12 protein-coding genes are annotated in these 14,560 nt (G+C 70.7%); 4 read left to right on the forward strand and 8 right to left on the reverse strand.

From position 1 onward, the window contains the following. Positions 1-355 precede the first annotated feature (355 nt). The 6 genes from OG440_RS24440 to OG440_RS24465 form a co-directional block, all read right to left on the reverse strand. The gene (locus OG440_RS24440) at positions 356-1,249 is read right to left on the reverse strand and encodes a TauD/TfdA dioxygenase family protein (RefSeq protein WP_406008922.1); all 894 of its coding nucleotides are present in this window, start codon (positions 1,247-1,249) and stop codon (positions 356-358) included. 21 nt (positions 1,250-1,270) lie between these two features. Continuing rightward, on the reverse strand, positions 1,271-2,614 hold the full coding sequence (locus tag OG440_RS24445) for an LLM class flavin-dependent oxidoreductase (protein WP_406008923.1): 1,344 nt from the start codon (positions 2,612-2,614) through the stop codon (positions 1,271-1,273). A 142-nt stretch (positions 2,615-2,756) separates the two neighbouring features. After that, complete coding sequence (locus OG440_RS24450; protein ID WP_406008924.1) at positions 2,757-3,494, reverse strand: ABC transporter ATP-binding protein; 738 nt, start codon at positions 3,492-3,494, stop codon at positions 2,757-2,759. Next, a complete protein-coding gene (locus OG440_RS24455; protein ID WP_406008925.1) occupies positions 3,470-4,411 on the reverse strand; it encodes an ABC transporter permease in 942 nt (313 codons plus the stop codon). Before OG440_RS24455 ends, OG440_RS24450 begins: the two co-directional genes overlap by 25 nt. A gap of 5 nt (positions 4,412-4,416) precedes the next feature. Beyond that, on the reverse strand, positions 4,417-5,484 hold the full coding sequence (locus tag OG440_RS24460) for an ABC transporter substrate-binding protein (protein ID WP_406008926.1): 1,068 nt from the start codon (positions 5,482-5,484) through the stop codon (positions 4,417-4,419). 262 nt (positions 5,485-5,746) lie between these two features. Further along, entirely contained in the window at positions 5,747-6,976 is a 1,230-nt protein-coding gene (locus OG440_RS24465; RefSeq protein ID WP_406008927.1) for an ROK family protein, read from the reverse strand. Between the two features lie 465 nt (positions 6,977-7,441). Here OG440_RS24465 and OG440_RS24470 point away from each other — a divergent pair, with 465 nt between their 5' ends. Further along, entirely contained in the window at positions 7,442-8,020 is a 579-nt protein-coding gene (locus tag OG440_RS24470) for a biotin transporter BioY (protein ID WP_406008928.1), read from the forward strand. Between the two features lie 85 nt (positions 8,021-8,105). On the opposite strand, the gene OG440_RS24475 is transcribed toward OG440_RS24470, so the two are convergent. Beyond that, positions 8,106-8,828: an LPXTG cell wall anchor domain-containing protein gene (locus OG440_RS24475; RefSeq protein ID WP_406011445.1), complete on the reverse strand. Its 723-nt coding sequence runs from the start codon at positions 8,826-8,828 to the stop codon at positions 8,106-8,108. A 221-nt stretch (positions 8,829-9,049) separates the two neighbouring features. Here OG440_RS24475 and OG440_RS24480 point away from each other — a divergent pair, with 221 nt between their 5' ends. Then, a complete protein-coding gene (locus OG440_RS24480) occupies positions 9,050-11,242 on the forward strand; it encodes a protein kinase domain-containing protein (RefSeq protein WP_406008929.1) in 2,193 nt (730 codons plus the stop codon). Between the two features lie 63 nt (positions 11,243-11,305). On the opposite strand, the gene OG440_RS24485 is transcribed toward OG440_RS24480, so the two are convergent. After that, entirely contained in the window at positions 11,306-12,856 is a 1,551-nt protein-coding gene (locus tag OG440_RS24485; protein ID WP_406008930.1) for an amino acid permease, read from the reverse strand. A 216-nt stretch (positions 12,857-13,072) separates the two neighbouring features. Between OG440_RS24485 and OG440_RS24490 the strand changes: the two genes are divergently transcribed. Both OG440_RS24490 and OG440_RS24495 read left to right on the forward strand, forming a co-directional pair. Then, a complete protein-coding gene (locus OG440_RS24490; protein WP_406008931.1) occupies positions 13,073-13,561 on the forward strand; it encodes a ribose-5-phosphate isomerase in 489 nt (162 codons plus the stop codon). 190 nt (positions 13,562-13,751) lie between these two features. Then, the gene (locus OG440_RS24495; RefSeq protein ID WP_406008932.1) at positions 13,752-14,558 is read left to right on the forward strand and encodes an Fpg/Nei family DNA glycosylase; all 807 of its coding nucleotides are present in this window, start codon (positions 13,752-13,754) and stop codon (positions 14,556-14,558) included. Positions 14,559-14,560: the final 2 nt, after the last annotated feature.

Consider the following 14,560-nt stretch of genomic DNA (forward strand, 5'->3'; position numbering starts at 1 on the left):
ACGCCGTCCCTTGGGAAGCCCCCGTCGCGGGCGTACGGGAGCGGCGCACGCGGGTGCTTGCCCCGCGAGTCATGTCCTCGCGGGGCCGCACCCTCACTCCGCCTGCCGCCGCGAAGGGTGAGAAGACGATCACGAGGCAGGACGTCACGGCCGCCTCGGGGGCGACCGGCAGGACATCCGGACGGGACAAGCCGGAGTCCCCTCGAACTTCTTGTTGCATCTGACTTGCAAGTGCAGGCTAGCAACAAGAAGGGGGTCGCGGGCAAGAGGACGGCCCCCACGTGTCTCCACGCGGGGGCCGACGGATCTGGGCGGGGCGCGGCCGGGGAACAGCCGCGCCGGGTGAGGGCCCGGGCTAGGCCGCCACGGGGGTGTAGTGCGTCGCGTCGCCCTCGATCGAGTAGCTCTCCTTGCCGTCGACGCCGACCGGGATGTCGCCCGCGACCGTCACCCGGTGCAGTCGGCGGGGCCGGCCGTCGTAGTTGTCGACCGCGTAGTGCTGGGTGATGCGGTTGTCGAACAGCACCAGCTGGTTCTCCGACCAGCGGTGACGCAGGATGTTCTCCGGCCGGGTGACGTACGACTGGAGCAGGTCGAGGATCTTGCGCGACTCGGCCGGCGACAGGCCCACGACGCGCTGGGCGAACCCGCCGATGAACAGGCCGCGCTCGCCGGTCAGCGGATGCACCCGGACCACCGGGTGGACCGTGCGGTACTTGATCGAGGTGAACTGGGCGCGTGCGGCGGCCTGTTCCTCGTCGACCGTCTCCTGTGGCACCGCGTAGTCGTAGTCGTTGGTGTGCTCGGCCCACAGGGAGTCGGCGAGCTGCCTGAGCGGCTCCGGCAGCTGGCGGTAGGCCGCCGCCGAGCTGGTGATCAGGGTCTCGCCGCCGTACGGCGGGAGGACCAGGCTGCGCAGGGTGCTGGCCTGGGGCGGGTTGAGGACGAAGGTGACGTCCGTGTGCCAGTGGTTGGCGGCGCGGCCGCGCTCGCTGTCGACCGGCAGCACGTTCGGGGCGCCGTCGACGGCCGGCACGGTCGGGTGGGCGGTGGTGAGGTCGCCGAAGTGGCGGACGAAGGCCTGCTGGCCCGCGTCGTCGAGGTGGACGTCGTCGAAGACCAGGGCCTTGTGGATGTTGAGCGCCTCGCGCAGCGCGGTGGCGGTCTCCTCGTCGAGGGGCTTCGCGATGTCGACGCCGGTGACCTGCGCGCCGATGTTCGCGGTGACCTTGCGGATCTCGATGCTCATGGGAGGTTCCTTTCGGGCGGGTCAGACGAGGACGGGTGCGGGGGCGCTCACGTACTGGTTGGCGGGGCGCGGGAGGCCGTACCTCTCGCGCAGGGTCGTGCGCGGCCCGTACTCGGTGCGCAGCAGGCCGCGGGCGCGCAGGATCGGCACGACGTGGTCGACGAAGGCGTCCAGGCCGGAGGGCAGCACCGCGGGCATGATGTTGAAGCCGTCGGCGGCGCCCTGGGTGAACCAGCTCTCGATCGCGTCGGCGACCTGCTCGGGCGTGCCCGCGAAGGTGAGGTGCCCGCGCCCGCCGCCGAGCCGCCCGATCAGCTGCCGCACGGTGAGGCGCTCGCGCCGGGCCAGCTCCACCACGAGGGTGTAGCGGCTCTTGGCGCCCTCGATCGCGCTCTCCGGCGGCAGGTCGGCGGGCAGCTCCGCGTCCAGCTCCAGGGCGCCCGGCTCCAGCTGGAGCAGCTGCTCCAGCCGCTGGACCCCGTGCGTGTGCACGATGTGGTCCTCCAGGACCTGCTCGTACCCCCGGGCCTCGGCCTCCGTCGAGCCGATCACCGGGACGATCCCGGGCAGCACCTTGAGGTGCTCGGGATCCCGGCCGGCCTGCCGGGTACGGGACTTGAGGTCGGCGTAGAAGGCCTGCGCGTCGGCGAGCGTCTGCTGTGCGGTGAACACCGCCTCCGCGTACCGGGCGGCGAACGCCTTGCCGTCCTCGCTCGACCCGGCCTGCACCAGCAGCGGGTAACCCTGCGGCGAACGCGGGACGTTGAGGGCGCCGTCGACACTGAAGTACGTGCCCCGGTGCCGGGGCGGGTGGACCTTCGCGTCGTCGCCCCAGACGCCGGCCGCCTTGTCGCCGACGATCGCGTCGTCCTCCCAGCTGTCCCAGAGCTTCAGGGCCACGTCGAGGAACTCGCCGGCCCGGGCGTAGCGCTCGGCGTGCGCCGGCTCGGCTTCCAGGCCGAAGTTGCGGGCGGCCTCGGCGCCGGCGGTGGTGACGATGTTCCAGCCCGCCCGGCCGCCGCTGATGATGTCGAGAGAGGCGAACTTGCGGGCCAGGTTGTAGGGGGAGTTGTAGGAGGTGGAGGCGGTGGCGATGAGGCCGATGTGCCGGGTGGCCGTCGCCAGCGCGGTGAGCAGGGTGAGCGGTTCCAGTGCGCCGGCCGGGCGTTGGGCGATGTTGCCCCAGAGCTGCGGGCCGTCGGCGAGGAACAGGGAGTCGAAGGTGCCGCGTTCGGCGATCCGGGCCAGGTGGACGTAGTGGTCCAGCTCCACGTGGGCGTACGGGTCGCTCTCCGGGAGCCGCCAGGACGCCTCGTGGTGGCCGGTGTTCATCAGGAACGCGTTGAGGTGGAGTTGCCGGGTCATGGGGGCCCTTCTTCGGCCAGGTGTGGTGGAGGACTTGCGAGCGCCGGTCGGCTGCGTTCAGCCCGTCCGGTGAGGGAGACGAGGCCCGGTCAGGGCCCGAACGGGAGCGCGGGGACGGCCCGCGCGGGACGGTCGGTGACGCTCACGCCACGTCCCCGGTCACGCCCAGCGCGGCGAGCAGTCGTTCGCGGTACTCGCCGAGCAGCGGGTCCCGGTACGAGCGCGGGTGCGGGCGGTCGATGGTCAGGTCGAGACCGATCCGGCCGTGGTCGAGGACGAGGACCCGGTCCGCGAGCACGATCGCCTCGTCCACGTCGTGGGTGACGAGCAGTACGGAAGGCCGGTGGCGCTCCCACAGCTCGCGCAGCAGGGTGTGCATCTTGATCCGGGTGAGGGCGTCCAGCGCCCCGAACGGCTCGTCGGCGAGGAGGAGTTCGGGTTCACGGACGAGCGAGCGGGCCAGGGCGGCGCGCTGTGCCTCACCGCCGGACAACTCGTTGGGCCAGGCCCGCTCGCGGCCCTTCAGCCCCACCTCGGCGAGGGCCGCGCGGCCCTCGCGCTCCGCCTCCCCGCCGTCGAGCCCCAGCAGGACGTTGTCCAGCACCCGCCGCCAGGGCAGCAGCCGGGAGTCCTGGAAGACCACCGACACCCGCTCGGGGGCGGTGAGCCCGCCGCTGCCCACGACCTCGTGGTCGAGTCGGGCGACCGCCCGCAGCAGGGTGCTCTTGCCGGATCCGCTGTGCCCGAGGAGCGCCACGAACTGCCCGGCGGGGATGTCCAGATCGACTCCGTCGAGAACCGTGCGATCCGCGAACGACCGTGTCAGGCCCCGCAGTCGGACGGCGGCCGGGCGGGTCAGTTGCTCAGTGTGCGGCGCCACGACAGCACCCTCCGTTCGATGAGACGGACCGCGGCGTCGGAGAGGAGACCGAAGACGCCGTAGATGAGGAGGCCGACGAGGATGACGTCGGACTGGCCGTAGTTCTGGGCCTGGAACATCAGGTAGCCGAGGCCGCTGGTGGCGTTGATCTGCTCCAGGACCACCAGTCCCAGCCAGGAGCCGGTCACGCCGAGCCGGAGTCCCACGAAGAATCCGGGCAGGGCGCCGGGGATCACGATCTGCCGGATGAACGCGACCTTCGACAGGCCCTGCACCTCGGCGAGTTCGACGAACCGGTGGTCGATGCCGGACAGCGCGGCATGCGTGTTGAGGTAGATCGGGATGTAGACGACGATGGCGATGATCGCGATCTTGAAGGTCTCGCCGATGCCCAGCCAGAGGATGAACAGCGGGATCAGACCGAGGGTCGGGATCGCCCGGTTGAGCTGCACGGTCCCGTCGATCAGCGCCTCGCCGGTCCGGGTCAGCCCCGAGGCCAGTGCGAGCACCACCCCGGCGGTCAGACCGATCGCGAAACCGTAGGCGGCGCGTTCCAGCGAGGTGAGGACGTCGGTGCTCAGTGTCCCGTCGGTCCACAGGTGGACGCCGGTCCGCAGCACCGTCCAGGGCGCGGGGACGGCCCCGGTGTCCAGTTGCCCGGCGGCCGAGGCGGCCGCCCACAGGACGATGAGCAGCAGGGGCCCGACGAGCCGGGAGGCGGGCCACGGTTTGCCGGGGGCGAGCCCCCGGCGTCGTGGCCGGCGCCGGACCCGGTGACCGTCACCGGCGGCAGCGGAGGCCGTGGCCCGGGCAGAGCCGGTGTCCGTGGTCGTGCCGCCGGTCGTCGCGGCGGTCGTGTCGGCGTTCGTCGCGGCGGTCGTGCCGGTGGTCGTGGTCGTGCTTGCGCTGGTGGTCATGGCGGTCAACTCCGGTACTCGGCGGTCACGGACTCGGCGGCGATGCCCTCGAAGCGGTGGTCGAACAGCGAGGAGACGTCGAACTTCTTCACGAAGCCGCCCTCCGCGAGGAGATCCGCGGTCTCCTGCTCCCACTTGACGGCCTCGTCCCAACTCGGCGGGAAAAGGGGCTTGTTGGCGAGCGCGGTGATCGACCGGGCCTGGTCGAGGGTCAGGTTCTGCGTCTTGACGTAGAACTCCTCGTTCCAGACGTCCGGGTTCTCGTAGCTCCACACCAGGCCCCGCGCCCACTGCGGGATGTACGCGGCGACGGCGGCGGCCTTCGCCCTGTCGTTCAGCACGGACGCCGGCGCCCACAGCAGGCTGAGCAGGTCGACGACGTCGGTGGTGATGACGCGGGCGCCCTTGGACCCGTACTGCTTGAGGTAGGCGGGCGACTGGGTGTTGCCGAGCGGGGCGATGTCCACCTGGCCCGACTGGAGGGCGGTGAGGAACTGGTTGCTGGTCAGCGGGACCAGTTTCACGTCGTCGTACTTCAGGCCGGCCTTCTTCAGCGCCCGCAGCAGGACGACGCCCTGCGCCTGCCCCTGGGAGAACGCCAGCTTCTTTCCGCGGAAGCCGTCGACGCTCCTGATATCACTGCCCGGCTTGGTGGCGAAGACGTAGTTCGGCTTCCGCGTGATGTTGATCGCGACGATTTTCGCGTCGAAGCCCTGGTAATGCGCCTGGATCGGCGGAATTCCGGCGTTGTTGGCGACGTCCAGGGACTTCGCACGGAAGGCGTTGATGACATCGGGACCGGCCCCGATGTTCAGCCAACTCGACACCGCGAAAGGCAGTTCGGGCAGCTTCGCCAGTTTCAGCTGCAACTGCTGCGCGCCCTGGTAGGAGGCGATCTTCAGGCTCGTACCGGAGGGCACCTTGTCGGCGAGCGGGGCCGTGGAGGCGCCCTCGCCACCGGTGGCGGCACTGCTTTCGGCGCAACCGCTGAGCCCGGCGACACCGGCGGCGGCGCCCAGCAGCGAGGCGAGGAAGAGACGCCGGTCGACACCGGACGTACGGGAAACAGGCACGGGAGAACCCCCAGGGGAACACGGAGACAAGGCAGGCGGAAGCCGGCAGAGGAAAGCGGGCGTGGCAGAGTCCGCAAGGGCGTGCGGAATCCGGAGAAATCCGCGGGGAATCTGCGACGGAACCGGAACGAAACCCGCGACTAAAGGCGGGAGAAGGGCGCGCTCCCGGCGCGCCGGGGCGTCAGCAACAGAAGGTGCGACAGCTCATGGAAAAGATGTTCCTGTCCACGTGGGGGGCCTGTCAATATTCGGAGTTTCTGAATTAACTCGACTCGTGCGAGGAGCCCGCGGGACGGGCCCAGGCCGAGGCCAGCGGATCCCGGTAGAGCACGTCCAGGGCCACCGCCCCGCCCGCCACGGCCAGCACGGAGTCGGGGAATCCGCTCGGCGAGACGGCGGCGGCGCGCTCCGCCCCGACCTCGTCCCGCAGCGCGGCGAGGCAGTCCTCGCGGAACAGCACACCCACCTCGGTGACGACGACCCGCTCCGGATTGAGCACGTCCAGCAGCAGCCCGGCCGCCCGGCCCACCATTCGCGCCCGCTCCCGCAACAGCCGTACGGCCACCGGGTTCCCGGCGTCCGCCGCGGCGACCACGTGCATCGGGTTGACCCCGTCGATCACCCCGGCCCGCCGGGCCCGCCGGCACAACGTCCCCTCGCTCAACTCCACTTGGAGGCAGCCGACCCGGCCGCACGCACAGGGCTCGGTACCGCCGGCCAACGGCAGATGCGCGATGGCGCCCGCCTGGGAACGCGGCCCGTGGTGCACCTCGTCGTTCGTGGCGAACGCCGCGTCGACCATGTTCCCCACGAACAGATGCAGCACGCTGAGGCACCCGCGCGCCTGCCCGAACAGCCGCTCCGCGTTGACCAACGCGCGTGCGTGCCCGTCCACCTCGACCGGCAGCCCGAGACGCGCGCCCACCACCTCCCGTACCGGCACGTCCCGCCAGCCCAGCAGCGGATGGTCGACGACGGTCCCCGAGGCACGGTCCACCCAGCCGCCGGTGGCCACCCCCACGCCGAGGGCCCGGCAGCCCGAGGCCTCCGCCAGCAGCGCGCCGAGCCCGGCGGCGGCCCGCGCCAGCACCTCGGACGGTTCGAGGCGGCCGTGGTGCCGCAACTCACGCCGCGCCACCACCCGGCCGCGCAGATCCAGCAGCGACACCGTCGTGTACGGCACCGCGACGTGTATCCCGCCCACCACGAACCGCGAGTCGTCCAGGTCCACGGGAACGTGCGGTCGGCCCACCCCGTTGCTGCGCCGGGGCACCGCCGCCTCCCGGATCAGCCCGAGCCCGGTGAGCCGGGCGCAGTGGTCGGTGACGGAAGCGGGGGACAGCCCGGTGAGCCGGGCGATGGTGGAGCGCGCGACCGGTCCGTGCTCCAGCACGGACCGCATGATCACACTGGCGCTGGTACGGCGCCGGTCGCTGTCGGCGACCCGGGCGACGGGGGAGGCGGGGGCGGGAGGAACCGCGGTACGGGGCATGGGGAACTTCCTCGGAAGTCGGGAGCCGGTCCGACACTGCGCCGTCTGTGGAGCGCGGCGCGCCGGATGATCGGCTCCGCCCGCCTCACACCGGAGGGCGACAGGCGGCCGCGCCCACGCGTCGCAGGTCGACATGGCGACGCGACGAGAAGTTCAGGGCTTGGGCCTGGGCAACCATGGCTCGAAGCTAGCAAAGGGGGTCGGCCCTGCCCAGATGGCGACCGACGGGCGAGACGGCCGCCGTTCGCTTGGTGGAATCCCACAGAGGCCGCCCGGGACGCCCGCGTATCCCGGACCACGCCACCTCAGTGACCAGGGTCACCTCGTACCGCGTGTAACCGCCACTCTTTGTCAGGAGCCCACCAACCTCGTGTTCGACCGTTTGTCGACCACTGACGGTGATCGCCTCGCCCCCCCTGGGATAGCGTCGCCGTGTCCCGTCCGTCCCCGTCCCGCGGAGTCCCCATGAGCACCGCCGCCCTCGCTCCCGCCCGTCCCGGCAAGGTCCTCGCCGACCTCCTCCCCGCTTCTCGTGTCCGGGACCTCGCGCTCGTGCTCGGCGGTGCCGCGCTGACCGGCCTCGCGGCCCAGATCGCGGTCCCGGTCCCCGGCTCCCCGGTCCCGGTGACCGGCCAGACCTTCGCCGCGCTGCTCGTCGGCACCACCCTCGGCGTCCGCCGCGGGGTCTCCTCCCTCGCCGTCTACGCGCTCGCCGGTCTCGCCGGTGTGCCGTGGTTCGCGGGCGGCGGCTCCGGCGTCTCCGTCTCCTTCGGCTACATCCTCGGCATGATCCTCGCGACCGCCGCCGTGGGCGCCCTGGCCCGCCGGGGTGCCGACCGCTCCGTGCCGCGCATGGCGGGCACGATGCTGCTGGGCGAGGCGGTCATCTACCTCGTCGGCGTCCCGTACCTGGCCTTCGCCGCCGACATGTCCGCCTCCGCCGCGATCGCTGCCGGTCTCACTCCGTTCCTGATCGGCGACCTGGTCAAGGCCGTCCTGGCGATGGGCCTGCTCCCGACGGCGTGGAAGCTCGTCAAGGAGTAGCCGCCCGCGGATACGCGTCGAGGGGTTCGCCGGGTCGGGTCGCAGCACGCGACCGACCCGGCGGACCCCTTTCGCGTGGGCCCGCTCAGCTCTCCCGTGGCTCCGGGCGTCGCCTTGACCACCACAGCCCCGCCGTGCCCGCCGCGAGCAGTGCGGCCCCGGCAGCGCCGAGCGGCAACACGTCCCGCCCGACACCGGTCTTGGGCAGTTCCTCGCCGCCGGGGCCCACGGGTGCGTTGTCGGTACCGAGGAGCAGCGGGGTGGCGGGCGCGTTCGGGGACGGGTTCGTCGTGCCGAACGGCACCGGGCCCTGCTGCCAGAACGTCTTCTTCCCGTCACCGGTCTGGACGGGCAGACAGATCTTCCCGGTCTTGCTCAGATCGAACGTGGCGTCGACGGCGTACGACTTCGACGCCCCGGCCGCGAGATGGTCGATGGGGCAGGAGAAAGCGCTGTTGGATCCTTCCGGGAGATCTTTCTTCGCGATGGCATCACACCCCTGAACGCTTTTGACCGTCAGGCCGTCGAAACCGACGACCAAAAGCCTTATCTGTCCGCTGTCATTGGTTCCCTCGTTCTTCACCGTGGCGGTGATCTCCGTTTTCCTGGAACTGTTGTCGACCGAGATCCGCTCCGGCAGTGTCGTCGTCGTCTTCACGCCCGCGGGCGCCTCGTCGACGGGCTTTCCCCCCTTGCCGCTGGCCGGCCCCTGATCATCGGCCCCGGCGGGGAAGGAAAGGATCAACACCGCCGAGAATGAAGCCACGACCAGCGATCCGGCGACGGTCGTCGCGCGACGAGAACTCATGTTCGCCCCCCTTGGCTGCGCCTGAATTCGCAGTACTGGAAGAGGTACCACAAGATTTCTCCGCACTATGCTGATAGGGCAGTAAGTGTGACTATTGTGTTCCAGGGGCCGGGCAATGGAGGGGGTGCAGCGGATTGCCGGGAAATGCGGGAAACACGGGAAACGCAGAGGATCCGGGGAACACAGGGAATTCGGGGAGTGGCGGTTTCGCCGGGTTACTCGTGACGGGGCGCTATCGGCTGGTCGAGAGTATCGGCCAGGGGGGAATGGGGCGCGTGTGGCGAGCCGCCGACGAGGTGCTCGACCGGCAGGTAGCGGTCAAGGAGATGCGCATAGACGGCCTCGACTCGGAGGACACCCGCACCCGTCGCGAACGCACCCTGCGCGAGGCCCGAGCCACCGCCCGGATCGACCACCCCAACGTGGTGCGCGTCTACGACGTCGTGGACGAGGGCGAACGCCTGTGGATCGTCATGGAGTTGGTCGTCGGCCGCTCCCTCGAACGCATCATGGCCGAGGAGGGCCCACTGGACCCGCGCGAAACCGCCCGGATCGGCCTGGGCCTGGTCACGGCCCTGCGCCAGGTACACGCGAGGGGGGTACTGCACCGCGACATCAAACCCGGCAACGTCCTGGTGGAGGACGCGGGGAGCCCGTGGAGTGAAGGAAGCGCGGGCGACGCGGGTAACGCGGGTAACGAGGGGAGGGCGGGTATCGAGGGGGGATCGGGGGACCGGAGGAACGCGGGAAACAGGGAGAGCACGGGAAGCAGGGGGAACGCGGCGAACAGGGAAAACACGGGGAACGCGGGAAACCGGTCGAGCGCGGGTGACAGGGTGACCGGCGTCCGACGGATCGTCCTCACCGACTTCGGCATCGCCGCGATCCAGGACACGAAGGCGTTGACCATGGTCGGGATGCTGGTCGGCTCCCCGGACTACATGGCCCCCGAGCGCATCTCGGGCCACCCTCAGGGCCCACCCTCCGACGTGTGGTCGCTGGGCGCGACACTCTGCGCCGCCCTGGCCGGGCACTCCCCGTTCTCCCGGGACACCACCCTGGCGACCCTGCACGCGGTGCTCTACGAGGAACCCCGACTCCCTTCCAACGCGGGCCCGTTGCACGGCATTCTCACCGCACTCCTGGCGAAGGAGCCCACCGCCCGCCCCACCCTCACCGACCTGGAAGCCGCTCTCGCACGCTTGGCCTTCCCGCCGCCCGCACCGCCGTCCGCCGACGAACTCGGCGGCGCCGAGGGAGGCGAGAAGGCCGGGGGAGTCGAGGGGGCAACAGGGGATCGAGGGCCGGAACCGGTCGCCGACGTGGGGGAGTCGCCGCCGAGGGAATCGCCGACCCGCGTACTCCTGAACCCCGCCAAGGTGCCCCACCCGCTCCACCCGCCCGACGCACCGGATGCCACCCCTGATGCCACCGCCGGTGCCTTCCCCGATGCCTCCGGCGCGGCGGCCTCGGAGATGCGCTCGGAGTCGGGCTCCGAACCTCCGTCCCCCGGCCCGCCGGGGACCCCGGCCCCGCCCTCGGGGATCTCGCTCGCCCGTTCCCTCGCGGTGACGGAACGCGCCCCCACCCCGGACCCGGTCCCGACCCGTCGAGCGGGCGGACCGCCGGACGGTGAGCTGCGTACGGGTCCTACGGGTCCTACGGGTCCTACGGGTCCTACGGGTCGTCGGGGTCGTGCGGGTCGTAGGGGTCGTGCGGGGGAGAGATGGACGACTCGCCGTACCGGTGCCGCGGTCGCCGCCGTCGGTGTCGTCGTCGTGGCCACGGTCCTCGCGATCGTCCTGGCGGCGGCCCCCGGTTCGCACGACGGCGACGACCAGGCCGGCGGCGCCTCGCCCAAGCCGTCCCCGTCGCCTGTCACCGGCTCGCATTCCGGTACCGGCGCGGGTGCCGGTACCGGTGCCGGAACGGCCTCCGGTTCGAGTCCCTCCCCCTCGCCCACCGTCGAGGGGACGTTCAGGCCGCCGAGCCTGCCCCCCGGCGCGCACCAGGAGGCCGGAGGCTTCGCGTGGGCGACGCCCAAGGGCTGGCGGCGGGATGTGAAGACGGGCGCCGAGGTGCACTACACGTCGCCCGACGGCAGCCAGGAACTCGTCGCCAAGTCCTCCCTGGCCCGCGGCGACCTGATGGACACCTGGCGTACCTCCGAACGGAACGCCCACCAGGGGCGGGACTACAGCAAGATCCGTCTGGAGGAGACGACGTTCCGGGGCCACCCGGCGGTCGTCTGGGAGTACACGTTCACCCTTCAGGGAACCCCGTGGCACGCCCGCCTCCTGGGCTTCGACGAGAGCGGGAAGTCGTACCAGATCAACACCTGGTACCAACCCGCGGCCGAGTCGGCGGCCCTGAAGACGTACGAGAAGGTCAAGGACAGCTTCACCGTGATGTGACGGCGGGGCGGGAAAAAAGGGGCCCGCCGAAGCGGACCCCTTCTCATCGGTCTCCGAGCAGAGCTACTCGACTTCGCTCTGGGCAGGGGCAGGGGCAGGGGCAGGGGCAGGGGCAGGGGCAGGGGCAGGGGCAGGGGCAGGGGCAGAGGCAGTCGTCTCGGTCCCGGCCTTGGCCCTGGCCTTGACCCGGCCCTCCTTCAGGAAGGCGACGGCCACCACGAGGGCGGCGACGAGCAGCGACAGCAGCACGGTCGTCCGCCCGCTGCTCTCGCCCTCGGTGTCGGTCAGCATGTAGCCGAGCACGAAGACGATCAGCGCGGCCGTCGCCCAGGTCAGGTAGGGGTACAGCCACATCCGCACGACCAGCTTCTCCGGCGCCTCGGCCTGGATGATCTTCCGCATCCGCAGCTGCGAGAAGCAGATGACCAGCCAGACGAACAGGGCCACGGCGCCGCTGGAGTTCACGAGGAAGAGGAAGACGGAGTCCGGGAACTTGTAGTTGAAGAAGACGGCGACGAACCCGAACGTCACCGAGGCGACGATCGCCGCGAGCGGAACCCCACGACTCGTCGTCCGGGCGAACATCTTCGGCGCGTCCCCCCGCTCACCGAGCGAGAAGGCCATACGGGACGCCGTGTAGAGCCCGGAGTTGAGACAGGACAGCACCGACGTCAGCACGATGAAGTTCATGATCTGACCGGCGTGTGCGATCCCGAGGGAGTCGAGGGCGGCCACATAGGAGCCCTGCTCCTTGATGGACGCGTCGTCCCAGGGCAGCAGCGTGACGACGACGAAGATCGACCCGAGGTAGAAGACGCCGATCCGCCAGATGATGCTGTTCGTGGACTTCGTCACGGCCCGCTGCGGGTTCTCGGACTCGCCGGCCGCGAGGGTCGCGATCTCGCTGCCCATGAAGGAGAAGACGACGAGCAGCACGCCGGTGAGGATGGCGCCGGGGCCGTGGGGCAGGAAGCCGCCGTGGTCGGTGAGGTTGCCGAGTCCCGCCTTGTCGCTGTCGGCACCGGGCAGCACGCCGAAGACGGCGAGTCCACCGACGATGATGAAGGCGCTGATCGCGACGACCTTGATACCGGCGAACCAGAACTCGAACTCGCCGTAGGACCCGACGGAGACGAGGTTGGTGGCGGTCAGCACCACCATCACGATGAGCGCCCATCCCCACTGCGGTACGCCGGGCATCCACCCTTCGAGGATCTTGGCCCCGGCGGTGGCCTCCACCGCGAGCACGACGACCCAGAAGAACCAGTACAACCAGCCGATGGAGAAGCCCGCCCAGCGGCCGAGCGCCCGGTCGGCGTGCGCCGAGAACGAACCGGAGGTCGGATTGGCCGCGGACATCTCGCCGAGCATCCGCATCACCAGCACCACGAGCGTGCCGACGAGCGCGTAGGACAGCAGAATGCCCGGCCCGGCGGTGGCGATGCCGGAACTGGAACCGACGAACAGTCCGGCTCCGATGACTCCGCCGATGGCGATCATCGACAGATGCCGGTTCTTGAGCCCTGCCTGAAGTCCGGACCCGGATCCGTTGCCGGGATCTCCGGAACCTCCGGGGCCGTGCTCGGCCTTGGTGAGGGTCGGCTGCGAAGTCATGAGCTTGGTTTTCCTTTGCGCCGCGTGAGGGGAATCGGGTGCGTCGTGCGTGGGGGGCATACGAGCCGGTCCAGTGAATCCGAGGTAAATGAATTCGGGAACCTTTGATTCCGGATTGTTACTTGAGGTTTTCCTGAGCTTCCATGGGATTGCTCGCAGTTTTCGGACGCGGCACCCGGCGCTGCTACCCCACGGCAGTCGTGTCACACTCATCCCATGCGCGTGTATCTCGGCTCGGACCATGCCGGCTTCGAACTCAAGAACCACCTCGTGGAATGGCTCAAGGCGGCGGGTCACGACCCGGTCGACTGCGGGCCCCACATCTACGACGCCCAGGACGACTACCCGCCCTTCTGCCTCCGTGCCGCGGAGCGGACGGCCGCCGACGCCGGATCCCTCGGCATCGTGATCGGTGGCTCCGGCAACGGCGAGCAGATCGCGGCGAACAAGGTGAAGGGCGTGCGTGCCGCCCTGGCCTGGAGCGAGGAGACCGCGGCCCTCGGCCGCCAGCACAACAACGCCAACGTCGTCGCGGTGGGCTCCCGCATGCACACCCAGGACGAGGCGACGAAGTTCGTCGAGACCTTCCTCGCCACCCCGTTCTCCGAGGACGAGCGTCACATCCGCCGCATCGACATGCTCTCGTCGTACGAGACCACCGGCGACCTGCCGGCGATCCCGGCCCACCACCCGCAGCAGCAGTAGGCCAGCGGCGAGGACACACGGAGTCCGGGGCGAAGCCCCGGACTTCTCCCTTTCACCCGACCGAAGCCGGGTGAAAGGGGTGCGAAGGTCCGGGGCGGAGCAGCCCCGGTGAAGCGGCCTTTCATCCGGCCGATCCGATGGGCGGGTCCGCCGGCTCCGGTGGCCGGGTGGGAGAGGAAGGGAGACGCCGGTGCCGGAAGGGCACACGATTCACCGACTGGCGCAGGACTACGCCCGCTTCACCCGTCGCCCCCTCCAAGTGACCAGCCCGCAGGGCAAGTTCGCCGACGCCGCCGCCCTCCTCGCCGACATCTCTCTCACCCGCACCGAGGCCCACGGCAAACACCTCTTCCTCGGCTTCACCGGCGACCGGTGGATCCACATCCACCTGGGTCTCTTCGGCAAGGTCACCTTCGGTCCGGCGCCCGCGCCGCCGCCCACGGACACGGTCCGTCTCCGCCTCGCCGACCCCACCTCCTACGTGGATCTCCGGGGCCCCACCACCTGCGCCCTGATCACGGGCGACGAGAAGCGTGCGATACACGCCCGCCTCGGCGCCGACCCCCTCCGCGCCGACGCCGACCCCCGGGCCGCGTACGCCCGCGTCTCCCGCAGCCGTACGACGATCGCCGCTCTCCTCATGGACCAGAAGATCATCGCCGGCGTCGGCAACGTCTACCGGGCCGAGGTCCTCTTCCGGCACGGCATCGACCCGTACCGCGCGGGCCGCGACATCACGCCCGCCGAGTGGGACGCGATCTGGGCCGACCTGGTCGTCCTGATGCGGGAGGGCGTCCGCAGCAACCGCATCGACACGGTCCGCCCGCAGCACACCCCGGAGGCGATGGGCCGCCCGCCCCGCGTCGACGACCACGGCGGCGAGGTGTACGTCTACCGCCGCACCCATCAGCCCTGTCACCTCTGCGGCGACGCCGTCCGCACCGCCGACCTCGCCGCCCGCAACCTCTTCTGGTGCCCGACCTGTCAGAAGAACTGACC

It is taken from the genome of Streptomyces sp. NBC_00637 (genome assembly GCF_045161545.1).
Lineage (GTDB): Bacteria > Actinomycetota > Actinomycetes > Streptomycetales > Streptomycetaceae > Streptomyces.

Excerpts from the sequence above, each read along its gene's own strand:
- OG440_RS24475 (WP_406011445.1), bottom strand. The coding sequence starts at position 8,828 with ATGAGTTCTCGTCGCGCGACGACCGTCGCCGGATCGCTGGTCGTGGCT.
- OG440_RS24465 (WP_406008927.1), bottom strand. The coding sequence starts at position 6,976 with ATGCCCCGTACCGCGGTTCCTCCCGCCCCCGCCTCCCCCGTCGCCCGG.
- OG440_RS24470 (WP_406008928.1), top strand. The coding sequence starts at position 7,442 with ATGAGCACCGCCGCCCTCGCTCCCGCCCGTCCCGGCAAGGTCCTCGCC.
- OG440_RS24485 (WP_406008930.1), bottom strand. The coding sequence starts at position 12,856 with ATGACTTCGCAGCCGACCCTCACCAAGGCCGAGCACGGCCCCGGAGGT.
- OG440_RS24440 (WP_406008922.1), bottom strand. The coding sequence starts at position 1,249 with ATGAGCATCGAGATCCGCAAGGTCACCGCGAACATCGGCGCGCAGGTC.
- OG440_RS24445 (WP_406008923.1), bottom strand. The coding sequence starts at position 2,614 with ATGACCCGGCAACTCCACCTCAACGCGTTCCTGATGAACACCGGCCAC.
- OG440_RS24455 (WP_406008925.1), bottom strand. The coding sequence starts at position 4,411 with ATGACCACCAGCGCAAGCACGACCACGACCACCGGCACGACCGCCGCG.
- OG440_RS24490 (WP_406008931.1), top strand. The coding sequence starts at position 13,073 with ATGCGCGTGTATCTCGGCTCGGACCATGCCGGCTTCGAACTCAAGAAC.